This window comes from Streptomyces coeruleorubidus (genome assembly GCF_028885415.1).
Taxonomy (GTDB): domain Bacteria; phylum Actinomycetota; class Actinomycetes; order Streptomycetales; family Streptomycetaceae; genus Streptomyces; species Streptomyces coeruleorubidus_A.
This window is the reverse complement of the sequence record NZ_CP118527.1, coordinates 5,718,273-5,739,801: the sequence shown is the minus strand read 5'-3', so window position 1 is coordinate 5,739,801 and position 21,529 is coordinate 5,718,273. Positions and strand designations below refer to the sequence as shown.

At 65.1% G+C, this 21,529-nt stretch carries 26 protein-coding genes and 2 pseudogenes; 19 read left to right on the top strand and 9 right to left on the bottom strand.

All coding sequences use genetic code 11. The features are described 5' to 3' along the window. Positions 1-55: 55 nt before the first annotated feature. The gene (locus tag PV963_RS26795; RefSeq protein ID WP_274818273.1) at positions 56-1,129 is read right to left on the bottom strand and encodes a hypothetical protein; all 1,074 of its coding nucleotides are present in this window, start codon (positions 1,127-1,129) and stop codon (positions 56-58) included. Further along, the gene (locus tag PV963_RS26790; RefSeq protein WP_274818272.1) at positions 1,114-1,773 is read right to left on the bottom strand and encodes a hypothetical protein; all 660 of its coding nucleotides are present in this window, start codon (positions 1,771-1,773) and stop codon (positions 1,114-1,116) included. The genes PV963_RS26795 and PV963_RS26790 overlap by 16 nt, the downstream gene beginning before the upstream one ends. A gap of 235 nt (positions 1,774-2,008) precedes the next feature. Between PV963_RS26790 and PV963_RS26785 the strand changes: the two genes are divergently transcribed. From PV963_RS26785 to PV963_RS26695, 18 genes and pseudogenes are all read left to right on the top strand, one after another. Further along, positions 2,009-2,389, top strand: a complete 381-nt coding sequence (locus PV963_RS26785) for a hypothetical protein (RefSeq protein WP_274818271.1) — start codon at positions 2,009-2,011, stop codon at positions 2,387-2,389. A gap of 327 nt (positions 2,390-2,716) precedes the next feature. Continuing rightward, a pseudogene (locus tag PV963_RS26780) lies at positions 2,717-3,146 on the top strand (hypothetical protein); the annotation flags it as partial. Positions 3,147-3,227: 81 nt separating this feature from the next. Continuing rightward, positions 3,228-3,527 carry a hypothetical protein gene (locus PV963_RS26775; protein ID WP_274818270.1) on the top strand — a complete coding sequence of 100 codons (300 nt, stop codon included), beginning with the start codon at positions 3,228-3,230 and terminating at the stop codon, positions 3,525-3,527. A gap of 58 nt (positions 3,528-3,585) precedes the next feature. Then, positions 3,586-4,764: an enoyl-CoA hydratase/isomerase family protein gene (locus PV963_RS26770; protein WP_425540944.1), complete on the top strand. Its 1,179-nt coding sequence runs from the start codon at positions 3,586-3,588 to the stop codon at positions 4,762-4,764. 41 nt (positions 4,765-4,805) lie between these two features. Further along, positions 4,806-5,723 carry a hypothetical protein gene (locus PV963_RS26765; RefSeq protein WP_274818268.1) on the top strand — a complete coding sequence of 306 codons (918 nt, stop codon included), beginning with the start codon at positions 4,806-4,808 and terminating at the stop codon, positions 5,721-5,723. A 253-nt stretch (positions 5,724-5,976) separates the two neighbouring features. Further along, the gene (locus PV963_RS26760) at positions 5,977-6,498 is read left to right on the top strand and encodes a hypothetical protein (protein ID WP_274818267.1); all 522 of its coding nucleotides are present in this window, start codon (positions 5,977-5,979) and stop codon (positions 6,496-6,498) included. Positions 6,499-6,543: 45 nt separating this feature from the next. After that, positions 6,544-7,233 carry a hypothetical protein gene (locus PV963_RS26755; protein ID WP_274818266.1) on the top strand — a complete coding sequence of 230 codons (690 nt, stop codon included), beginning with the start codon at positions 6,544-6,546 and terminating at the stop codon, positions 7,231-7,233. A gap of 370 nt (positions 7,234-7,603) precedes the next feature. Then, a complete protein-coding gene (locus tag PV963_RS26745; protein WP_274822316.1) occupies positions 7,604-7,834 on the top strand; it encodes a hypothetical protein in 231 nt (76 codons plus the stop codon). 279 nt (positions 7,835-8,113) lie between these two features. Then, positions 8,114-8,785, top strand: coding sequence for a hypothetical protein (locus PV963_RS26740; RefSeq protein WP_274818265.1), 672 nt, complete (start codon positions 8,114-8,116; stop codon positions 8,783-8,785). After that, positions 8,776-9,861, top strand: a complete 1,086-nt coding sequence (locus tag PV963_RS26735; RefSeq protein ID WP_274818264.1) for a hypothetical protein — start codon at positions 8,776-8,778, stop codon at positions 9,859-9,861. Before PV963_RS26740 ends, PV963_RS26735 begins: the two co-directional genes overlap by 10 nt. Before the next feature lie 40 nt (positions 9,862-9,901). Continuing rightward, positions 9,902-10,201 (top strand): hypothetical protein, encoded by a 300-nt coding sequence (locus PV963_RS26730; RefSeq protein ID WP_274818263.1) that lies wholly within the window; start codon positions 9,902-9,904, stop codon positions 10,199-10,201. Continuing rightward, the gene (locus tag PV963_RS26725) at positions 10,198-11,553 is read left to right on the top strand and encodes a hypothetical protein (protein ID WP_274818262.1); all 1,356 of its coding nucleotides are present in this window, start codon (positions 10,198-10,200) and stop codon (positions 11,551-11,553) included. Before PV963_RS26730 ends, PV963_RS26725 begins: the two co-directional genes overlap by 4 nt. 9 nt (positions 11,554-11,562) lie before the next feature. Beyond that, entirely contained in the window at positions 11,563-11,976 is a 414-nt protein-coding gene (locus PV963_RS26720; protein WP_274818261.1) for a hypothetical protein, read from the top strand. An 85-nt stretch (positions 11,977-12,061) separates the two neighbouring features. Then, a complete protein-coding gene (locus tag PV963_RS26715) occupies positions 12,062-12,595 on the top strand; it encodes a hypothetical protein (RefSeq protein ID WP_274818260.1) in 534 nt (177 codons plus the stop codon). Positions 12,596-12,638: 43 nt separating this feature from the next. Beyond that, positions 12,639-13,280: a hypothetical protein gene (locus PV963_RS26710; protein ID WP_274818259.1), complete on the top strand. Its 642-nt coding sequence runs from the start codon at positions 12,639-12,641 to the stop codon at positions 13,278-13,280. A gap of 333 nt (positions 13,281-13,613) precedes the next feature. Beyond that, positions 13,614-14,284: pseudogene (locus tag PV963_RS26705) on the top strand (hypothetical protein). Positions 14,285-14,337: 53 nt separating this feature from the next. Beyond that, positions 14,338-14,949, top strand: coding sequence for a hypothetical protein (locus PV963_RS26700; protein ID WP_274818258.1), 612 nt, complete (start codon positions 14,338-14,340; stop codon positions 14,947-14,949). A gap of 438 nt (positions 14,950-15,387) precedes the next feature. Further along, positions 15,388-16,059 (top strand): hypothetical protein, encoded by a 672-nt coding sequence (locus PV963_RS26695; RefSeq protein WP_274818257.1) that lies wholly within the window; start codon positions 15,388-15,390, stop codon positions 16,057-16,059. 123 nt (positions 16,060-16,182) lie between these two features. On the opposite strand, the gene PV963_RS26690 is transcribed toward PV963_RS26695, so the two are convergent. Genes PV963_RS26690 through PV963_RS26665 form a run of 6 tightly spaced genes read right to left on the bottom strand, consistent with a single transcriptional unit; the run spans position 16,183 to position 20,109 of the window. Then, the gene (locus tag PV963_RS26690; protein ID WP_274818256.1) at positions 16,183-16,725 is read right to left on the bottom strand and encodes a hypothetical protein; all 543 of its coding nucleotides are present in this window, start codon (positions 16,723-16,725) and stop codon (positions 16,183-16,185) included. Further along, positions 16,722-17,300 carry a hypothetical protein gene (locus PV963_RS26685; RefSeq protein ID WP_274818255.1) on the bottom strand — a complete coding sequence of 193 codons (579 nt, stop codon included), beginning with the start codon at positions 17,298-17,300 and terminating at the stop codon, positions 16,722-16,724. Before PV963_RS26685 ends, PV963_RS26690 begins: the two co-directional genes overlap by 4 nt. After that, positions 17,297-17,965: a hypothetical protein gene (locus PV963_RS26680; RefSeq protein WP_274818254.1), complete on the bottom strand. Its 669-nt coding sequence runs from the start codon at positions 17,963-17,965 to the stop codon at positions 17,297-17,299. Before PV963_RS26680 ends, PV963_RS26685 begins: the two co-directional genes overlap by 4 nt. After that, a complete protein-coding gene (locus PV963_RS26675) occupies positions 17,946-18,542 on the bottom strand; it encodes a hypothetical protein (protein ID WP_274818253.1) in 597 nt (198 codons plus the stop codon). Before PV963_RS26675 ends, PV963_RS26680 begins: the two co-directional genes overlap by 20 nt. 32 nt (positions 18,543-18,574) lie before the next feature. Next, a complete protein-coding gene (locus PV963_RS26670) occupies positions 18,575-19,801 on the bottom strand; it encodes a putative T7SS-secreted protein (RefSeq protein WP_274818252.1) in 1,227 nt (408 codons plus the stop codon). Continuing rightward, on the bottom strand, positions 19,798-20,109 hold the full coding sequence (locus PV963_RS26665) for a WXG100 family type VII secretion target (RefSeq protein WP_274818251.1): 312 nt from the start codon (positions 20,107-20,109) through the stop codon (positions 19,798-19,800). Before PV963_RS26665 ends, PV963_RS26670 begins: the two co-directional genes overlap by 4 nt. Before the next feature lie 153 nt (positions 20,110-20,262). On the opposite strand from PV963_RS26665, the gene PV963_RS26660 reads away from it, so the two are divergent. Further along, positions 20,263-20,943 carry a hypothetical protein gene (locus PV963_RS26660; RefSeq protein WP_274818250.1) on the top strand — a complete coding sequence of 227 codons (681 nt, stop codon included), beginning with the start codon at positions 20,263-20,265 and terminating at the stop codon, positions 20,941-20,943. Positions 20,944-21,015: 72 nt separating this feature from the next. Here the strand turns inward: PV963_RS26660 and PV963_RS26655 are convergent, their stop codons facing one another. Then, entirely contained in the window at positions 21,016-21,315 is a 300-nt protein-coding gene (locus tag PV963_RS26655; RefSeq protein WP_082319687.1) for a WXG100 family type VII secretion target, read from the bottom strand. Positions 21,316-21,529: the final 214 nt, after the last annotated feature.

The window sequence follows — 21,529 nt, the reverse complement described above, 5'->3', positions numbered from 1 at the left end:
GACGTCGGCTCGCCACCAAACCCCCGGCCCACCCCGCCCGGCTCGAACCACGCCCTCAGCCATGGCTTATGCCACTTGCTCGGTTCACGGCCTGGGCCTCCTTGACGGTCACGTCCTGCTCGAACGTGGACAACCCGTCGGGCAGACCCGGCTGCTGCGGCGGCCCGTCCGGGTCGGCCGAATCGGTCCACGTCACCTTCCAGGTGATCGACGCCTTGAAGGGGTAGGTGCCGCTGCCTGACGAACGGAGATACGTGACGTTGCAACCGGCGCCGGCCCCGCTGTCGGCTGTGTAACCGGCCTTGCCCTTGACCAGGTCGTACGTGCAGCTCTGTGGATCGGCGTCGGCGGTACCGGCGTCGACCTTGAGCGCAACGGGAGTGGCGACGGTGGTCGCGGCCAGCTGAACGCCCTTGTAGTTGATGCTGGCGGTCGTCCACACGCGGTCGAGATCGCCCTTGAACGCCACCCGCGTACCGAGGTTCACGAGCAGCCGGTCGGCGCGCGGTTTCAACTCCACTGGCGGGGTAGGCAACTTGGTCGAGTTGAAGGCCAGTTCGGAGAGAATCTCAGGAGTCACCTTGTTGGGGTCCGGCTGCGGGTCGGCCGGAGGAACCCAGATCTCCCAGTTGTCCGTGGTGACGGGGCAGGCCTTGTCGTAGTTGTCATCGCGGAACTGCACCTGCCACCACAGGCCCTCGTCCCCCTTGTGGTACTTCTCCTTCTCCCGCTTCTTCGCGTAATCCTCAGCCGGGCTTCCCCCTGGAGCGCCGCCATACGCGCCCTTGATGAACTTCTCGTACTCCTCCGGCGTGTACATGGGCTCGTACCAGCACACCGGAGGTTCCCAGCTGGCGTCTGAAGAGGTGGCGGACGCGGTGGAACGGCTGGAGGCGGGGGCGCTCTGGTTGATTCGAATGTGGGCGCCGATGGAGCCACTGCCGGATTCGGCGCCGGAGTCGGTGTCGGGCTGACCGGAGCCAGTGTCGGGTTGAGTGGTCGTCTGGTCACCACCTGTGGACTCGTCCGCGTACGCCGGGCATCCCGTGCCCAGCGCCACAACAAGGCCCACTGCGGCTGCTGTCCAAACAGCCGGACGTGATTTGCACACGCCTACCGCTGCACGCATGCGGGGTCCCCCTTTTCCCAACTCTGCTGCGTCACCTGCCAGTCACCCGCCGAATCCCGCGCCGTCTGGGCCGTGTACAAGACGAAGCTCTTGTCGCTCGGCTGGGTGCGTTGCACCTTGTTCGTCTTGATCTTCTTGTTGTACGCCTTGCTCTGGTCCTCGCAGTAGCGAACCGCCGCCTTGCCGTCCGCGACGTCAGTAACCTCGAAGTCGAAGTAGCGGTAGTCGCCCGTCACGGTCAGCCCGTCCTTCTTGAAGGTCTCGACCCTGCTGCCCCAGAACGAAAGGGCGTTGGCTGCGAAATAGCGATTCATGTTGGCCGTCCGGCTGTCGCTCTTGGCGAAAGCCTCGACGCGGGCCTGGGCCGCGTACGCCGTGTCCCGCAGGATGGCGTCCTTGGTCGGGTCACCTGACGACTTCCGATCCACCGACACCTTGATGTCCGGGGGGAAGTCAAAGCTCGGCGCGTTCTTCTCAGCGGGCGCAGAGGGCGACGGAGTGGAGGTGCTGGCCTTCCCTGTATCGGCCCCCGCGATCTTGTCCTCCCCCGATCCGTCGTCGGAGTCGCTGCTGCAACCGGTCATGGACAGCGTGAGAACAGCAAGGAGGGAGGCAACGGCCGCCCTCCGTCGCGTGGTCAGCATGAGGCTCGTCCTCGTGATAGGTGATCGGCGTGCCAAGGGATGATCCCATGAGCAGCAGGCACCGAACGAAGTAGCCCATGAGGCAGATGCGCCCAGGTAGCGTTTTTGCGAAGACCTCTTCACGCGCCGTGCGACACACCATCACCGAGGCCAACCACAAGCCGTGCACCTGCATCGCCGCGTTCCGCGGTGACTGCTTCGAGGTGTGCTTGAGCCAGCCCACCCTCACCTCCCGATGGACGCCCAGTCACGCCGCGGACGCGGCGGCTCCACCGGCGCGGCAGGCGCCGGCGGGCTCCGCCTCCGCCGGTCGGAAATCCAGGACGCCACGAGCACGACGACCGTCACGGCCGCAGGCCCGCCGAACACCACGGCCAGCCCCACCCCGAACCACCCGCTGCTGTCCCCCCGGGCCACCTGCCGCACCCCGAAGAACCCCACCGCGGCGCCGATCAACAGCGGCGGCAGCAGCCAGGGCCAAGGATCGGGCTCGGCGACCGGCTCATCCCGCCGCCCCTCACAAAAGGCCGCGTACCAGTACCGGGCACACCACCACACAAGCAACCACGAGGACACGGCCCCGGCCCCTAGACGCGCCAGCCACTCCAGCCTTTGACCGGCAACGGCAAGGCCCGTCAGGACCACAGCAAAGACCAGCAAGAAAATCAGCAGCCTGACGCCAACCGCCAGACGGTGACTGCGACTTCTCTGGAGGGCACGAGGGGGATGAAGGCCATGGGCGGCAGCGTATGCAGTCAGCCTCGATGGCAACCATCCGGCTGCCTGGACTCCGCAGCATTCACGCCCGGGCGGCGTCACCCGTGGGGAACGTCCCTGTATCGATCTTCACGCGCTCAGCCCGAAGCACATCCACACCCTACGAGTCCCCGGCGGCCACCCGATCAGGACTCGGTCCTCTCAGGGAATCGACACTGGTGGAAAAGGTGACGCCCCGCCCGTCCAGAACGCGGTAACTCCGCAGATTCTTGCCGAACCCCACTACAACCGCATCCAGTTGCCGACCGCCAAAGTGAGCCGGCGGCTCCAACATCCAGACCACCGCCGCCCCGGTCTCACTCAAGCTCGAACCCGGCACACCCGACGCCGAGACCTACCCAGCGTCCGGCGAGTGCGCGATCAATGACGACGGCTCCATCGGCGAACCCTACGAACGAGCCAAGGCCGACCGGCAGCCTCCGTGCGGCATCCGATACCTTCGTTCCTCAGGGGACGGAACCTTCAAGCTCCAGGCCACCGTCACCTGGGACATCACCTGGGCCGGTTCTGGCGGTGCTGGCGGAGACCTGCCCGACGGCACCTTCGGTAACGACCAAGACATCGCCGTCCAGGAGATCCAAGCCGTCAACCGCTGACCCGGCGCGGGCGGCCTGCGGTTCCCCCACCCGCGGGCCGCCGATCACGCTCCAAGCCACTGGAAGACTGAAAACCCCCACATGAGTGATCTGCGCCTCGAAGACACCGTATTCGAGCACTTGAAGAAGACCTTCTCCTCCATGAGCGACCGCATGGAGGACGCCCGCCGCAGCCTTCGAGGCACTGACGCATCTGCCGTCGGCGAAAGCCAACTCATCGAAGACGTACAGGACTTCGCCGACGACTGGGGCTACGGCATCAAGCAGCTCGGCAAGCACACCCACGGCGCGGTGAAGATGATCAACAAGATCGGCCAGACGTTCGACGGGCTCGATCTGGAGCTGGCCGAATCTCTCAAGGCCAAGAAGAAGGGCAAGTGACGTGACTGGGCGGCGGCCCCCGTTTCCGCACATAGGCCGGGACCCCACTCCGGGCAGCGTGGAGGACACCCGGGAACTCGCCAAACGGCTGGGCAAGCTGGCCGGCGAACTGGGCACAGCGGTACGCGAGCTGGAGCGAATCGAGTGCGGTGCCTGGAAGGGCAAGACCGCGCTCGCCTTCACCGAGTACATAGGACAGGACGTCACCCCGCTCATCCGCAAGAGCCACGAGTCCTTCGACAAGGCATCACGGGCGCTGCACCGCTGGGCCAACGACCTCCAGGACTTCCAGGACGAGGCGGACCGGCTGGAAAAGGCAGCCGGAGAGAAACTCGACGCCAGAGCCGAGGCCAAGGAAGGCACCCCGGAGTACGGCAAGGCCTCCGGAGACGTGACCGGCCTTCTCGGCAAGCTGCACGACCTCGAGGAACGCTACAAGCAGGCCGCGGCAAAGATCAGCAAGGAGCTGGACAAGGCCGCCGACATCGCCCCCGACGAACCTGGCTTCTGGGACAAGCTGGGCCAGGGCATCGCGGACGCCTGGGACGCCACCGGCGACTGGCTCAAGGAGCACGCCGACCTGATCAAGGCGATCGGTGACGTGCTCGGCGACATCACCGCGGTGCTGGGCATGCTGGCCATCGTCACGCTCCCGTTCCCGCCGCTCGCGGCCATCTTCGGTACGGCCGCGCTCATCGGCGGCGGGCTCACCCTGGCAACCCATGGCATCGCCAAGGGGTCCGGCGCGGACGTGAGTTGGGCCACGCTCGGGCTGGACGCACTGGGCCTGATGCCGGGCATCGGAATGTTCGGCAAGGGCGTCAAGGTCGTCGGCAAGACAGCGGACGCGGCCGAAGGCGCCGCCAAGGCCACATCGAAGCTGCTCGGAAAGGGATTCCAGTACAAGGACATCGGCCCGTCACGGGTTCTGCTGTCCTTCGGAAAGGCTTCGGAAGATCTCACACAGGGGTTCGGAAAAGCTGGCTTGATAAAGATCGGAGGTATGTCCGAACATGCTTACGAGGTCTCGCATGCAAGCAGCGGCATGATGTCACGTATGGGCGGTCTTGTGAGTGCCGGTTATGAACAGGGCCAGTGGCTGGGCACGAGAGGAATCAACACGTTGTTCAAGGGCGACATGGATCCCCTCAGCGGCCTGGGGAGGGCGATCGATGGAGGTTTCAAGATCGCACCTAAGGTTGGCGCACACATCGGCCAGGCACTGTCCGGTGATTGATCACAGAACCTAGTGCTCTACATGAGGAAGGCCGCACTGCAATGAGCATCTGGCAGCCCGACCCGGGAGAGACGCTTCTTGCCCGCGCTCCGGTCACGTTCGCCACAGGCGCTGCCACGCGAGTCAGGGGTATGCGCTGGTTCCGTGACCCTGAGCGCAACGACATTCAACACCTGCTGCCGGGCTGGCCCGAGGGGCCTTCCTATACGGCCCGTTCCATGAGCGGCGCGGTCGCCAACAAGTCGTTGCGGGGCGCCGCAGCGGCGGCAGGCGTCGCAGTCATGGCTTTCCTCAGCTCAGCCGGCGGTAACGTGAGCGGCGGCAGCAGGTCTCATGACGAGGGCTCCGACACTCCCGACGACCCGGCCGACGAGGTCGAGGACTTCCCAGTCATGTGGGCCGGGCCCGGGACGATCGCCCGCACGCTGCCATGGCAACTGGATCCCGGCCGTGCGGATCAGAAGCACCATCTCACGCATCTGATTGTCACCGACCGCCGAATTGTCATCGTTCACCTTCCCTTTGACAAGAAGGACCTGAAGGTCATCGACGACGAGGTGATCTGGCAGTGCCCTCGCTCCGACATCAGCAGAGTGGAACTGAAGAACTTCAAGGACGGTAACGACTTCAAGGTCGTCTTCGCGGACGGCTCGTGGTGCAGACTGCGCTGCCAGGCCCGACGAAAGCTCACTCGCTATCTCACGCCCCCACGCGAGCTGGTCCCTCTTGAAGCCCTGACTCCGCAGCAGCGAGCCACCGTTTTGGACTTCACCACGGAGAAGGAGATTCCGGATACCGTCTCTCCCATCATCACTCGAAACCCGACAGGGCGCATTCGTGTCGAGATCCTGCTCCCGAGCAGATACACATCTGCTTTCGGAGCCTCGGAAGTGAACATCACCATGGAACCCGACGGAACAAGGGTTGACATCGGCGACTACCTTCCCGAGGACTTCTGACCTCATCTCCTCACACACTTGGAACGGCCCCGCCCCCATGACACCCGCTCCTGGTTCGACCGCACCACTTCTCCCACCGGCTCCGCCGGACGACCCACCCCCTATTTGGTTCCTCACCCCCGAGGGCTTCTTCTCCCTCCCTCTCGCCGCCACGCCCGAGGAACGCGCACAGCGCGCCGACTCCTTCGTACGTGCTCTGTACTCACGCGGGGACGAAAGCATCTGGAATCCCGCCTCCCCCTACTACGCAGGTGTGGCGGAGCTCCTGGTGGACACCGGCGTGTCCTACGCCGCGATAGGCCTGTTCTCCACTTCCGAGGAGGAGCGCACGCCGGAGGGCGCCGTGGCCAGGCACGACCTCTCGGAGGGGGCTGCCCAGTGCGCCTTCACCCTGGCCGCCGTCCCGACGGACCACGCCGGCGTGGACACGGACGTAGTGGCTCAGGGCATCCTCGCGACCCTCTCCCAGGACCCTTACAACGAGGTCCACTGGCTCGACCTGCCGTGCGGGCCGGCGGTGGCCTGCGCCACTTGGCGCCAGTTCCAGGTCAACTCCGAAATGACAGCAGACGGTGATGCGAAGGAGCTCGTCACCGCGCAACTACAGGTGCATGTCCCCTTTCCGACTGGGCCGTTCACCGCAGTCTTCACGCTTTTGACGGCATACGTCGACCACTGGCCACAGTTCTGCGAATTGATGGAGGCAATCCTTCAGACGGTGTCCTTCGCCGATCCGGCCGATGCGTTGGCCGAGACATCGTCCGCTGATTCATAACTGGGTTCAAGGGAAGTTTCTGTGCAACGCCGTCAAATAGGACCTGTGGACTGCCACCCAGAGCTCGGCGAGACCCCACTGGCGCGCTGTCCCGGGTCGTTTGCGACCGGCACCGCCGCCACCGTGGATGGACGACGCTCATTTCGCGACCGCCGACGCAACGACATCGAGGCCGAACTGCCCGGCTGGCCGGAAGGGAACACCTTCGCCGTTCGCCGCTTGCCCGGCAGGATCGGCGTGCATCTGCGTAAGACCGTCTCCGGCGTGTTCGCCGCGGCCTGGGGGATCCTCTCCGACCTGCTGGGCGGTGCCACGCTCGACTACGAGCCAGGCCGTGGAAAGCTCGAGGAGCGGGAAGACGAAGTCGACGACTTCCCGGTCATGTGGGCCGACCCCGAAGACACCGCCCGCACTCTGCCCTGGCAGCTGGACCCTTCCCGGTGTCCGCCCCGGTACGTCACCGAGATCGTTGTGACTACGCGACGTCTCCTCGTCGTCGGTTCCGGCACAACACTGTGGGAGACAGAACGCGAGAACGTCGCCGCCGCGGCCGTCAGACGATTCAGCCTCGGCCGCCGGGACTTCCGGCTCAGCTTTCGCGACGGCTCGTGGGCTCGGCTGACCACACGCAGCTCCGCCCACACCACCGAGTTGGTCGAGCTGCTCAATGGAAGTTCTCCCGCCCCTCTTCAAAAGAATGACTGCGGTGACACTCCAGAAGAACGCCGCTCCTGAACGACGAGGGAGCACGCAGTTGCGAGCCCTACCGCTACCCAAACTGCTTGCAGCGGCGGACGGTTGGCCCGATCGCACATCGCGGCTGACCGTCGCAGTACCTGGCTCAACCCAACCCCGGAGTGACCTGCATGAACGTCTGGCAGCCAGCCCCAGAGGAGACACTCCTCGCCCGAGTTCCCGTCACCTTCGCCACTGGTGAGGCGATGCGCGTCAGGGGCAGGCGTTGGTTCCGTGACACCGAGCGCAATGACATCCAGAACGAACTTGGAGGCTGGCCCGAAGGCCCTGTTTATACCGCTCGTTCCGCAGGCGACAGCTTGCGACCCCGGAGGGGATCTTCCTGGCGGCTCCGCCGCAGCGCGTCAGCGTGGGGCGTGAGAAGCGCCTGCAGATCGTCGCCCACCTTCCCGCCTCCGAGGCAACCCTCGTCGACCCCTTCTCCGGCGAGTTCGAGGCGAGGATGCTGTTGATCCGTTTCCGTGACGGATCCTGGCTGCGCGTCGACACGGAAGAGCTCGGCAGCGATCTTCACATGTACGTGCCCCGACAGCCCTTTCCCCGCAGCGGACTTGCCTCGGTCGACCGGAGGCCGGCCTAGTCACGAGCCTGCTTCTTCTGGAGCCGGGCTGGCTGCCCTTGCGCACAGCGACACCCGCACTAGCGAATCGGCCTTCGGAACATCAGGACGCCGGACACCGGACACGGCGGCATCCGGCGCCGTCGCCTGTATGAGCACGATCACGACACAGCCAGCCCCGCGAGAGGCCCATACATCCCGAATTACCCCTGTTCTCGCGGAAGTTCGCTCTGGTGAAACCGGAAACCTCACCGGTAGCGTCAGTGCTCTAACTGAACTTCTGTCTCACGGGGAGTCACTGTGAAGCGCCGCCCATTGCCCGTTGCTGCCGCACTGGTGGCGACGGCAGCACTGCTGTTGACGGCCTGCGGTAGCGGGGACGACAAGTCCAGCGACAACGACAAGATCGCCGGCGCCGACCAGGGAGCGAAGGCGCCGAAGGAGTCGGCATCACCCTCGGGAGCACCGGCAGAGGACAATCCGGACGGCGTGGACGTGTCCCTCCCCAAGGACATGAATCTGGTCTTCGCCTGGGACAAGCCGAAGGACAAGAACGAAGCGGCTGCGATGGATGATGCCGCGAACTTCTTCCGTGCCATCTATCGGGGCGTCGACAAGCGGACGACCAAGGACGCGGCGGTGACCGCGTACGCCACCGGCGACGGGCTGCACTACGCGCAGGTACAGATCAACGAATGGATCAAGGGCGGCTGGACCGCCACAGGGACGCTGCGCCACTACGACGCCACCACGCGGTCCTCTGCCAACGGCAAGTCGGTGGAGGTGGCGTTCTGTGCGGACGCAGGGAAGTTCTACGGCAAGGAAATCAAGACAGAGAAGATCCTCAAGACCAAGCCCAGCCTCGAGGACTTCGACTATTACAAGATCATCATGGTCAGGTTCCCAACGGGTACAGACCTGTGGCAGGCATCCAAGGTGTTCGTCGAGACGAAGGCGACGAAATGCCAGTGAACGGATCACGGCGCGTACTCCTCGGTACCGCAGCACTGACTCTGGCCCTCAGCACCCTCGTCCTCACGGAACCCGCCTACGCCGCAAAGCCGGTGGGTTCCGGCAAGGGAGCCAACGCGGAGCAGCAGGGCGGCGGCGACGGCAAAGGCATTTACGCCGCTGCCCGCATCCAGTACTCCGGATCCGTCGCCAAGGACGGCGGTACCGGAAACGTGACGTCCTCGGACGTCAACTGGACACCACCTCCCTGCTGGTACGCCCCCTACCTCGGCGCCAAGGACTTCAAGAAGGAGATGTCCAAGCACATCGATAGCCAGCTGAACGCACCCGGCATGGGCGGGACCGCGGGTGCCGCGATCGGTGAGACGAAGCGCCACTACGAAGACGGGTTCGGCTGGACCGGAAGTCCCGGCTACAAGGACTACAACGTCGAGAACGACGGCAAGGGAATGTTCTGGGCCGGCGTCGAGAACCCCAACGAGCCGGACTATCTCAAGCGGACGTCGTGCACGGACCTCCCCTTCTGGGTGGAGAACGGCGAGGCGCCACCGCCCCAGTACGAAGAGGCCATCAAGCCTGAGATACTCGCCGCTCTCGCCTACCAGCACATGGAGCTCCCCGACACCAAGGTCACCCTCGCTCCCGAGGCCAACACCAAGGTGAACCTGCCAACCTGGGCCTGGCTCGACAAGGCCGTCTTCGACGAGGTCCAGGCCACGGCGGCCATCAACGTCCCCGGCTTCAACATCCAGGCCACCACCACCGCCAAGCCGGTGTCCCTCAAGCTGGAGCCGGGCACCGAGGACGCCGAGACCTACCCGGCCTCCGGCGAGTGCACCATCAACGCCGACAACTCCATCGGCGAGCCCTACGCCCAGGGCAAGGCCGACGAGACACCGCCGTGCGGGATCAAGTACCTCCGCTCCTCCGGCGACGGCACCTACAAGCTTCAGGCCACCATCACTTGGGACATCGCCTGGACCGGCACCGGCGGCGCGGGCGGCGACCTGCCCGACGGGACGTTCGGCAACGACCAGGCGGTGACCGTCCAGGAGATCCAGGCCGTCAACCGGTGAACCGACAGCAGCGAGACCACGCACGGGGGGAGGGGCATTCATGGGCGATTCGGACCTGACGGTCGACTACGAGTTCCTCGCGGACTGCGAACGCAAGCTCGGGCAGCTCAAGAAGACCTTCGAGGACATCGAGAACCGTCGCGACGACATGGACAAGCACTGGGGCTCCGGTGCCATCGCCGATGTCATGGAGGACTTCGTCGACAACTGGGACGACTACCGCACCCGGCTCGTCGAGTCACTCAAGTCGGTGGGCGAGATGGTGGCCGGAACCAAGAAGGCGTTCGAGGACCTGGACGAGCAGTTGGCCAAGCAGGGCAAGAAGAAGCAGAAAAAGTGACACCTACATCCAAGCGCCGTCCGGTCGACTGGCAGCCGCTGTGCGACTCCGACCCCGTGCCCGGTGATCCGGAGGAGATCCGCGCCGAGGTCAAGCACATGGTCTCGGTCGCCAAGAAACTCCGGGACCAGGCCAAGAACCTCAAGGCGATCAGCGACGAGGACACCCTCAAGGGCAAGTACGTCAAACGCCTGCGCGAGGAGTCCGGCACGCTGGAGAAGCACATGCGGGAGGTGGCCAGCCGGTACGAGCGTGTGCACGGCCATCTGACCAAGTGGTCGAACGAGCTGGAGGACTTCCAGAGCGACGCCGACAAACTCCTGCGCGAGACCAAGGAGAAGCAGGAGGAGGTCGAGGCCGACAAGGCCAAGAAGGCCGCCTCGGAGGACAAGGACGTCCCGCACCCGTCCACCAGCGGCACCAGTCCCGCCGACGATCCCCTGCAGCCTTACCGGACCCGTCTGCACACTCTCACCGGCGAACGGAGCACTCGCGCCAACCACTACGCGGGGAAGATCCGCGCCGAGATCGAAGACGTGATCGAGGACTCGTGGTGGGACGACGTCAAGGGCTGGGTCCATGACCATGCGAACGGGATCAAGGCTTTCATCGATGTTCTCGGCTGGGTCGCGACGTTCGCGGGCTTTCTGGCGCTCGCCATCCCCGGCTTGAACATGCTCGTACTAGGCATCGCGGGCCTCACCATCCTGCTCAGACTCCTGCTGGTGGCATCCGGCGACGCCACCTGGACGGATGTCATCTTCGACGTCGTGGGTGGGCTGCTCGTCGTGGGCGGTCTCGGGGCCGCCGCGAAGCTCGCCAGCGGCGCCAAGGCCACCGTGGGCGCCGCTCAGGCGGCCCGGACCGCCGGCCTGAGCAAAGGGCTCAGGGGTGTCAAGAGCATCATGGACGACACCGGGCGGTTGATGACCAAAGTGCCGCCGGGACCGGGGCAGCAGGCCCTCGGAGCGGCTCGTAACGCGATGCGCAAGTCCATCTCACAGAACGTCGGCCTGGTCGCCAAAGGTCCGCTGAGGGTCAGCCCGTTGTCGACGCTGGTGCACCTCGGCGACAAGGAGATGGCCGGCATGGCGAAGATGCTGCAGGCGAACAAGGCTGTCTTCCCGGAGGCCGCTGGGGCCGCCGCGGACAAGGCGTACAAGGCCTACCAAGTGGGCCTCGGCATCGCCTGGACCGGCATGGGGATGGATGTCATGGACAAGGCGCTGGGGAAGAGCGACCTGACAAGCTTGACCAACGAGAAGTTCGGAAGCGGCGAGAAGCCGTACAACGCGGCGTACTCGGACTGGAAGGACAACACGTTGAAGCCCGCCCCCGACACCCACTGGTAAGGAATGGCCATGGACCTGTACTCGGCGCAACGCATTGTCGAGGCCGAAGCCGCCCGCACTGGCATCGGCACCGGCCCCAACCGGCGGCTTCGACTGACGTTGTTCATCGGAATGCCGCTGTTCCTGCCGGTCTTGGGAATTATGATCCTGGTGCCGAAATCCCTGATGAATGACGTGCTCTTCGTCTATGAGGCCGGGATCGTCGGCTGCCTCCTGCACTACGTCTGGGTATTCGCGAAGTACCCGCGTCATGCGAGCCGTCCCCCCTACCTCACCAGAGATCTGGCCATGGGTGGCGGTTTTTTCCTGCCCTCGCTATTCTTCGGCTTCTGGCCGGGCATGATCGCCGCCCCGGCGTGGGCACTTTTCGTAGGCATTTCCTATGCCGTGGAATTGACGCGGGGGCGCAATGACCACCGTTGAGCACCGCCACGCTCCGAGCGGCTTCAACTTGGTGCCGCCGCCCGGCTGGGACGTTATTCCGCTGCACTCGGGTACCCGGGAAGCGATGGATCGCATCGTCCGCAAGGCCGTGGCGCAACTGCCCGTAGGCTTTCCCAAGGACGACATCTCGAAGGCCCGGCTGAAGCTCACCCAGGAGTTGAAGAAGGTCGTCCGCCGGGCCAGCGCCAAGGGGGGAATGACCCTCTACCTCCCCACAGAACGCCTCCACGGCATCGCGCTGCCCGTCTCGATCGTGGCCTCCGAGCCGATCGAGATTCCGCGGGTCAGGCCCGAGAGCGGCCCGGAAGCGGTCCTTGCCGCGCTCGCCTCCGAGACCCCCGGAGCCGAGACCCGCGAGCTCGACGAGACCGCGGCCCTGCGTTCGGAACGAGAGGTACCCGCCGACCCGGAACAGGGCGTCGAGGTCGCTCACCGGCGGGTCGAGTACTTCGTGCCGATTCCGGACAGCACGCCTGACAAGTACCTCACCTTCTCCTACAGCGCGCTGATCGCGCCCGGGTCGGATCCCGCCTTCTACGACACCCTCGTGGAGCTGTTCGACGCCGTCATGAGCACCTTCCGCTGGAGCTACTCCTGAGGACCTGACCCCACTGTCCACGCCTCGACGAAAGAGACCGCTCATGTCAGACGGCACCCTCTGGAGCGCCGACCTCGGCGCCCCGCTCCACATCGACACAGATGCCGACCCGGGCCTCTGGGGTTATTTCCATCTCCAGATCGACAGACGGACCTTCAAGGAATGGCTGGACCAGCATCTGACCGGCCTGGCCGCTATTCACAACATTGAACTCACCCGCAAGCTCCGCCGATTCCACAAGAACTTCTACGAGCAGACGCTTGGCATCCTGCGGGACAAGCTCCAGGCCGACGAGGCGTTCATCTACCACCCCGTCCCACTCACCTACATGCCCCTGGTGATGCACGCCACCCGCATCCAGTGCGAAACCCCTGACGCGGCCTCCTGCGAGGGGATCAGCGCGCCGTCCGTGCCGCACCCGGACATCCCCGAGTGGCAGCAACGCACCGGCAGCATTGCTTTCGCCTCCCCGCATCTGGGCGAGGACGGCGTCCGGGTCATCCGCTCCTACCCGGCGGACAGCACCATCATGATGACCTCGGTGACCTATCACTGGCACACCCGGCCTGGCATCCCCGACGTGTGCCTCCGCGGGCACCACGACGATCCGGAAGTGATCGCCGCGGCAATGGAGGCACTGGACGACTTCGCGCGGACGCTCCGACTTCCCGGCACGGCCCATTGACCGACGCCGCCTGGGCGAATTCAAGCAGTGAGCATTGTTGAGCGGCATTCCGCATGCCCGTCCAGGACGCCAAGTACTACAGCCTCAGGTTGTGACGGCTGATCGGTGATGTCGTTGTCTGGTCATGCTGGTTGATGTGACCCAAACCGCTAGAGTCACCGCGCCCAGACCAGTCGACCAGCGCCGAGCACGATCAGGACACAACCAGCCCTGCGAGAGACCCATACTTCCCGAATGGCCCCTGCGCTCCCGGAAGTTCGCACTGGTGAAACCAAGAACCTCAGCGATACCGTCGGTGCTCTTGACTGAACTTCTGTCTCACGGGGAGTCACTGTGAAGCGCCGCGCTTTGCCCATTGCTGCCGCGCTGGCGGTGACGGCGGCACTGGGTTGACGGCCTGCGGTAGCGGGGACGACAAGTCCAGCGACAACGACAAAACCGCAGGCGCCGGCCAGGTAGTGGAGTCCCCGAAGGAGTCCGCGGAACAATCGGGGACACCGGCAGAGAACAAGCCTGACGGCGTCGACCTGTCCCTGCCCAAGGACATGAACCTGGTCTTCGACTGGGACAAGCCGAAGGACAAGAACGAAGCGGCGGCGATGGACGACGCCGCGAGCTATCTCCGTGCCATCTACCGGGGCGTCGACAAGCGCACGACCATGGACGCGGCTGTGACCACCTACGCCACCGGCGATGGGCTGCGCTATGCGAATACTCAGATCGATGCCTGGATCGACGGCGGCTGGACTGCCAGCGGAACGCTGCGCCACTACGACGCCACCACGCGGTCCACTACGAACGGCAAGTCGGTAGAGGTCGCGTTCTGCGCGGACTCAGGGAAGTTCTACGGCAAGGAAATCAAGACCAAGAAGGTGCTCAAGACCAAGCCCAGCCTCGAGGACTTCGACTACTTCGAGATCGTGATGGTCAAGTTCCCCACAAGTACGGACCTGTGGCAGGCATCCAAGGTGTTCGTCGAGACGGCGGCGGAGAAGTGCCGGTGAGCAGATCACGACTGTCCGTCAACAGGTGACCGGGCGAGAAGGAGACGGAAAGCGTGGGAGGCACAGCCAAACCCCGACGCCGCAAAGCATCTGCCCCTTCGCTGCAGTACGAGCGACATGCGGGCAAGCGGCGTACCAGCGACAAGGACGCGAAGAAGAAGGGCGAGTTCGTCTTCGGCTGCCTCGTCTTTCTCTGCATCACAGGCGGCATCGTCCTCCTGGCAGTCGTCGACATGCTGTGGGGCGACGACACCTGGCAGTGGGCAGCAGAGGCGTGGCCGGGCGGGGCCTACGTCTTCGCCGCATGCCTGGGGGCCCTGGCCCCGTGCATGGTGCTTCTCTCGGTATGGTCGCTGAGCAGCATGAAATGGAAGTCCTGGAAGGCCCACCCCGCCCGCACGCTGGTCCGCACGGGCCTCGGTGTCACATCCGCAGCCGCGCTCGTGCCCTACGTGAGCCTCGTATTCAACGCCCAGGACACCGGCAAGTGGGGCCGCGGCCGCGACACCGCACCAAGCTGGGTGTTCAGCAACTATCCGTGGCTCTGGGCAGTGGGACTGCTCTCCACGATCGTCACGATCACAGCGCTCATCCGCGCGGCCTTCGTCATCAACGACCGCCGACGCCCGGAGGCCGAAGAGGCCACTCAGCCGACGGAGCCCTGACGGTCTACTGAGGCACACGATGAGCCGGCTCGACTCGACTCAGGCCCCCGCTCAGTGATCCCTGAGGTAAGTCTCGTCACCCAGCCGCGCGGCGCGGCACCCGTGAACAGGCGCCGCGCGGCGTCAGCAGTTTACGGGGGTGACCGGTCCGGCCGATGCGGCCCCTACAGCCGCCCCTACAATCGCCGCGGCCACACCGGCTCACTGGCACGGGAAGGACTAGCGAATCGTTCCCAGCACCAGGGCTCCCTGTCGCCCTACACGGTGGTATCCGGGCCGTCCACTGTGGGGGCACGATCGGGACCCAGCCATCTCTGTGAGAGTCCCATACATCCCGAATTACCCACGACCTTGCGGAAATTCGCTCTGGTGAAACCGGAAACCTCACCGGTACCGTCTGTGCCCTAACTGAACTTCTGTTTCTCACGGGGAGCCACTGTGAAGCGCCGCCCATTGTCCGTTGCTGCCGCGCTTGCGGCGACGGCGGCACTGCTGTTGACGGCCTGCGGTAGCGGGGACGACAAGCCCAGCGGCAACGACAAGAGCGCCGGAGCCGACCGCGGGTCGGAGACGCCGAAGGAGTCTGCGGAACCGTCGGCGGCACAGGCAGAGGACAAGCCGGATGGCGTCGACGTGTCCCTGCCCAAGGACATGAACCTGGTCTTCGACTGGGACAAGCCGAAGGACAGGAACGAAGCGGCTGCGATGGACGATGCCGCCAATTTCGTCCGTGCCATCTACCGGGGCGTCTACAAACGCACGTCCAACGACGCGGCCGTGACAGCCTATTCCACAGGCGATGGGCTGCATTACGCAAAGACTCAGATCGATAGCAGGGTCGACGGCGGCTGGACGGCCACCGGCACCCGGCGCCACTACCTAGCCACCACGCGGTCTGCCCCGAACGGCAACTCAGTGGAAGTCGCGTTCTGCGTGGACTCAAGCAAGTTCTACGGCAAAGAGGTCAGGACTGAGAAAATCCTGAGGAGCAAGCCCAGCATCGCTGACTTCGACTACTTCAAGGTCGTGATGGTCAAGTTCCCCACGGGTGACGGCATGTGGCAGGCATCGAAGGTGTTCGTAGAGGCCAAGGCGGAGAAGTGCCAGTGACGCTCTCAGACCGATTCCGCCTCCTGCCAAGGTGTTCGTCGAGACCCAGGCGGAGAAGTGCTGGTGAACAGACCGCTGCGTATCGAAACCGCGGACAATTCCGCGTGAGTACGCGATTCCCCGCTATCCCTGACGCGCCGCCCGGCTCTTCCCCTTGCCCTTCTTCCGAAGCCTCCGTATCCGTTCCCGCTCCCGCGCCGCCTGCTCCGCAGCCCGCGCGCCGGTCCAGCGGTGGACGGACCAGCCCACCAGACCGGCGCTGAGGGCATAGGCCAGGAACGCGCTGCCGGTCCCGGGGATGTAAGCGCAGCTCTCCGACCGGCAGTTCCTGCCGGGCAGTCCGCTCAGCAGCAGGAAGAACGGCCCGAACGCCGCCGCGCAGCAGACCGCCGTGCCGACGGCGTGCAGGCCTCGCGCCAGGCGGGTCCGGTCCGAGAGCCCGGAGGCACACCGCAGCCAGCCGGCCACCCCGAGCACGGTGACCACACCGAGGCCGCCACCAAACGTCCAGGCGCCACCGGGCAGGTCCACCAACACCGGAACGGCCTCACGGGCGAATCGCTTCCCCAGGCCCATGACCAGCAGGATCACGCCCGCGCCGACGACCAGCCCGAGAATCACCCCGACCATCCCCAGGCCGCCTCGCAGAGCTCCTGCCCGCGTCATACGACCCACCGCAGAGAACCCGCGATGGCGTCACACAACTGCTCCATCGGGCCGGACATCCCGGTGAGCGGGGCCGAGAAGGAGAGCGTCAGGTAACCCACCCCGCCGGGCATCAGGGCATGTACGTCCAACGTCGTGGCACCGTGAACGCGCACCGCGGCACCCGCGGGAAGATCCACCACCGACACGTGTCGCCGCCCTGGGCCTTCAGGCTCCCGAAGCTCGAGCCAGGCCGCGTACTTCTCGGGATCAGCAGGGGTGTTGCCCAGCGGGATCAAGGACACGAGGAGCGAGGCCGGGAGGCCGCCGTTCCGTGTGGTCGTGAGGAGGAAGAACTCCATGGCACCGCGCGCGCGGCCGGCTTCGGCGGTGTTGCGCAGTGTGGCCCACACGTCTTGTTGCAGCTCCGCGGGCACGCGTCGGCCCTCTGCCTGCCGGTCCACATACGTCTTCAGTTGAGCGCGCCAGCGATCCTGCATGAGGTCGATGCGGAACCACTCCCGCGGAACCAGCAGCCGATAGTCCCTGGGCACCCCCACCGTCGGTGACGCGTCGCCTGGTGCCGCCTCCTTCATCCCGGCATCACCAGCGGGGCTCCGTCGCTGTCGAAGAAGCGGACGCTCTTCACGATGCCGGCGAACATGGCGGAGAAGACGTCCCACCCTTCGACCGTCGATGTGCCCATTTCCAGCAGGAGCACGGTCCCGTTGGTCAGCGGAATCTGGACCTGTATGAACGACGTCCAGATCGACTCGTCCTGCCCCGACTGCGTCAGGCTCCCGTCGATGCTGGACGACCGGTTGCCGACGCACGTCACTGCCGGGCCGCAGGGCAGCTGCACTTCACCGATCTGTCCGAGCTCCAGGTGCCGCATCGTGGTGGCGATGAAGCCCACCGGATTGCTGCCGGCCCGCTCATCGAGGTCCAGCAGGCTGACGTTCACCGTCGCTGTGCAGCGGACACCGTCGACCTCCGTGGTGACGAAGCCCGCGTACTGCACGCCCGCCTCGATGAACTCGTCGTAGTGCGCCACGCACATCGCGGCGTACTGCACCTGCACTTCCTCGTCGGCACCGGGCAGCGCCTGCTTGGCCAACTCGAGCAGTTGCTTACCCAGCTCTTCCAAGTCATCAGCCTCGAAAGGCAGCTCGAGGAAGCCCTCCGGCATGATCCAGCGAACCTCTATGCCGCCCCTTTCTGTGAGGCTGCGCTGGGCTTCGTCAACGGTGTCCGTGGTCATCTGCGCCTTTGCTCTCGGACTGTTCGCGATCAGCCACTTCGGGACGGAATCTCGCGGCGAAGGGGTAGGGCCCGTAGTGCGGGTAGTGAGCGGGGATGTCAGCTCCTCCCCGACGAGCGACGTGGGCGATCTGCCGGTACTTCGCCGCCCGGGCCCGCAGGTTCTGCCGGACCGGATCGCCCCATTGTGAAATCGCGCTTCGCACGAAGAAGAAGATCTCAAGCGCCAGGACGGCTCCGGCGACCGCCAGATAGGCGTTGCGGGCTGCTGCGGTCTCCCAGTACTGAGCCACGCCGGCCCAATAGGTCACGGCCCCGAAGCCGACGAGCGCAAGCGGCACTCCGTGCTTGAACCCTGCGTTGAACATGTCCTCTTCGTCGACATGACGCCAGCGCAGCAGTTCGAGCACCGCTCGGTCGTCCAGGAAGTCGAACCGAAGCTCTCGTCGAGCTTCCTCCGCGGCCCGCTTCGCCTCGGGCACGGAAGCGATCACCGAGCTCTCGACCAACGTAGCCACGTCACCACCCCGCCGGCCGATGAACTCCCGCGGCCCGAGGTTCCGCTTGTCCTCGCTCATGGTTTCTGTCCTCCTTGAACGGATTCCAAGCCTTAGGCCGCCAGGGCCGCATTGAACGGCTTCGGCGAAACGTTCGGAGCGGGACCGGGCGAAGGCGACGGCACAGGTGTGGGCGTGGGTGTGGGTGTACTGGCGGCAGGCTCCTGGTAACCGGTCCTCTCGCCGTTCTCGCCGCTGAGCATCCTGTGCAGGGCGCTGCCGAGACCGGCCCCCTTGATCACTCCCGTGATCTTCCTGCCCTCTATCGCGCTGCGGCCTGCCTTGCCCAGAACCCAGTTGACGCCCTTGACGGCGATCCCGTTCATAAAGTTGTCTCCCACACCGCGGAGTGCGGCGGAGCCTCCCACCTTGAGCTTCGCCAGTCCCTTGACACCCTTGAGAGCCTTGATCCCCTTCAGGGCGCCGAGTCCGGGGAACACTCCCAGCGCATCGGCTCCCAGCTTCATCCAATCGACCTTCCCGCCACGCACTGTCATGTCGTATGCATGGCCGGCGAGCGCAGCCGCGCTGGTCACCACGGCAAGGGCCGCGAATATGGGAGCCAGGAACTGAAGGGGCGGGACGAATGCGCAGATCACCGCAAGCACGGACAGGACGGCCGAGATGTTCGACAACATATCCGCCCAGTCCGCCAGCAGGTTCATGAAACCGCCCGGATCCCGGACCGCATCATGGTGCACGACGTTCCTGATATGACGGGCCGCCTTGTCCCCCGCGTCGTCGTAGATTTCCCTGGCGTCCTTCACCGCCCTGCGTGCATCGCCGATGCGATGCAGGGCCTCGTCACGCTTCTTGACCCAGCGCTCGCACTCTTCCTTGTCCGCGGCGGGAATGTTCTGCGCGGGATACTTTTCGGTGAACTTCTTCACCTCGTCGTCCGCGAGGTCATGATCGGCCTTGGCCTCACGGTAGTCGGCGAGCGCCTTGTCCGCCTTCCGCTGCGCGCGGCGCATTTCACTGGCGAACTGATCGGAGCTGCCTTCGCGCACGTCCTCCCCGATGGCCTTGGCCGCCTCGTCATAGCGCTCGAAGGACTTCTTCAGCTTGTCCGCCGTGCCGCCAGCCAGTTCGTGGAAGCCCTTTCCGGCCTCACTGTCCCAACCCTCCACCGAAGCAAGCGCCTTGATGACCCGGGACTGCTCCTGGATCATGTCGGCCATCTTGCGCAACTTGCGTCCCAGTTCGGCGACTTCCTCCGGGTCACCCGGTGTCGGGTCGTCATGCCACAGAGGCGGCCAGTCGGCGTCGGTCCTGCTCACTTCTTCCCCTTGCTCTGCGCCTTGGCATCACGTATGGCCCTGGCCAGTTCCTGGTCGATCTCGTCGTACGCCTTGGCGGCGGTACGCGTGAATTCGGCCAGCTGCTCAAGTTCCTTCATCAGTTTCTTGCGCGTTTTCTTCCAGGTGTCCCCGAATTCCCCGAAGGCGTCCTTGAGCCCACCATGGCCTACCGCCTGACCGTACTCGTCCGCAGGATTGCCGTTCCGCTCGAACTCGCCATGAATCTTCGTCAGGTCTCGTGAGCACTGTTTGATGGCGGCGAGATCCGCCTTTATGTGGTCCCCCATCAGCGATGCCTCTCTATGGCTCTACAACTTCTCTCGATGTGCATCTGACGAGCGCGGGCGCGATTGCGGACTCCCTCACTCCTCCTGGCGCCCCGTACGAGATACGCTCTCGATACACCAATCCCGTTCCGCGTCGGCGAGGAGAGTCTTGACGTGACACCTACGGACAAGCAGCGCGTGGCAATGGACCGCCTAGGCATCCACGCCGAAGCCGGCGACTGGTGCTGGATCGGCAAGATCCCGCAGCCACCCGCCGACGTACTCCAGGCCGCAGGCAACCCCCGTCTCCGCCCTGCCAGACTGCCTCCACTGAGCATGATCGGCATGGTGCTCTGCGCACCGTTCATACCTCTCCTCATGTTGTTGCGCCTTCTGGCCGCTGCGGAAGAAGCCGTCAAGCGATCCCTCGACAGGAAGGAAGAGAAGGAGCAGCGGCGTGCCAAGGAGGAAGAGGACAAGCGCCGGGACGCCGCCATCGCCCAACAGGACCTCGACAACGTCTTCGACGGCAACTGGCACGGCAACGCCGGGCAGTTCCTGCTGCGTTGGTACAGCCACTCCACCCACCACGAGCGCATGCTGCTTGCGACCCGGGAGGGGATCGTCCTGGCGGCTCCGCCGCGGCGCGTCAGTGTGGGGCGGGAGAAGCGCATGCAGGTCGTCGCCCGCCTGCCTGCCTCCGAAGCAACCCTCGTCGACCCCTTCTCCGGCGAGTTCGAGACGAGCATCCTGCTCATACGTTTCCGCGACGGATCCTGGCTGCGCGTCGACACGGAAGAACTCCGCAGCGATCTTCACATGTACGTGCTCCGGCAGCCCCTCCCCGACAGCTGACGGGCCTCGGCCAGCCGGGCGCCTGCCCGGCGCGTTCAGCATCCGCTGCCGCACCGGGCAGGCATCGTCCGGCTACTTACGAGCCTGCTTCGCCAGCTCCTCATCAATCTGCTCGAACTTGTCCGCAGCCATGGTCAGGTAGTCACCCATGCCATCCAGACCGTCCAGCGTCGTCTTCGTGCCCTGCACGAACTCGTCGAAGTTCTCGTCGAACGCCTTCGACGAGCTCTTCGTGACGTAGCCGGACTGCACGAGGTTGTTGATGTACTTGCGGAGGCCCTCGAGCTTCTCCTGGAGCTTTTCCTTCTCCTTCACGACATGCTTGGCAGCTTCCCGCATGTCCTGATATGTGATGTCAAGGTCCTTGGCCATGAAGCCGCTCCCTTTCACAACGCCGCAGGGCCAACCCCCGTGGCTCCCTGTTTGCGGACTCATCGGCCTTCAGGTCGAGTTGCCGGTCGCGGGTCGCAACCGGTGTGATCGTCCGCTCTTTGCGTCAGCAGCTTACGGGTGTGGCCTGTGGTGCCACATCCCCGGCTTGTGAACGAGCCGTCATGAAGTCGTGTACGACGTTGCCATCGGGAAC

Bases quoted from the DNA above. Each gene is read 5' to 3' on its own strand.
- PV963_RS26795 (WP_274818273.1), bottom strand. From the start codon at position 1,129: ATGCGTGCAGCGGTAGGCGTGTGCAAATCACGTCCGGCTGTTTGGACA.
- PV963_RS26790 (WP_274818272.1), bottom strand. From the start codon at position 1,773: ATGCTGACCACGCGACGGAGGGCGGCCGTTGCCTCCCTCCTTGCTGTT.
- PV963_RS26785 (WP_274818271.1), top strand. From the start codon at position 2,009: ATGGACGCCCAGTCACGCCGCGGACGCGGCGGCTCCACCGGCGCGGCA.
- PV963_RS26775 (WP_274818270.1), top strand. From the start codon at position 3,228: ATGAGTGATCTGCGCCTCGAAGACACCGTATTCGAGCACTTGAAGAAG.
- PV963_RS26765 (WP_274818268.1), top strand. From the start codon at position 4,806: ATGAGCATCTGGCAGCCCGACCCGGGAGAGACGCTTCTTGCCCGCGCT.
- PV963_RS26735 (WP_274818264.1), top strand. From the start codon at position 8,776: ATGCCAGTGAACGGATCACGGCGCGTACTCCTCGGTACCGCAGCACTG.
- PV963_RS26730 (WP_274818263.1), top strand. From the start codon at position 9,902: ATGGGCGATTCGGACCTGACGGTCGACTACGAGTTCCTCGCGGACTGC.
- PV963_RS26720 (WP_274818261.1), top strand. From the start codon at position 11,563: ATGGACCTGTACTCGGCGCAACGCATTGTCGAGGCCGAAGCCGCCCGC.
- PV963_RS26715 (WP_274818260.1), top strand. From the start codon at position 12,062: ATGGATCGCATCGTCCGCAAGGCCGTGGCGCAACTGCCCGTAGGCTTT.
- PV963_RS26710 (WP_274818259.1), top strand. From the start codon at position 12,639: ATGTCAGACGGCACCCTCTGGAGCGCCGACCTCGGCGCCCCGCTCCAC.
- PV963_RS26690 (WP_274818256.1), bottom strand. From the start codon at position 16,725: ATGACGCGGGCAGGAGCTCTGCGAGGCGGCCTGGGGATGGTCGGGGTG.
- PV963_RS26685 (WP_274818255.1), bottom strand. From the start codon at position 17,300: ATGAAGGAGGCGGCACCAGGCGACGCGTCACCGACGGTGGGGGTGCCC.
- PV963_RS26680 (WP_274818254.1), bottom strand. From the start codon at position 17,965: ATGACCACGGACACCGTTGACGAAGCCCAGCGCAGCCTCACAGAAAGG.
- PV963_RS26675 (WP_274818253.1), bottom strand. From the start codon at position 18,542: ATGAGCGAGGACAAGCGGAACCTCGGGCCGCGGGAGTTCATCGGCCGG.
- PV963_RS26665 (WP_274818251.1), bottom strand. From the start codon at position 20,109: ATGGGGGACCACATAAAGGCGGATCTCGCCGCCATCAAACAGTGCTCA.
- PV963_RS26655 (WP_082319687.1), bottom strand. From the start codon at position 21,315: ATGGCCAAGGACCTTGACATCACATATCAGGACATGCGGGAAGCTGCC.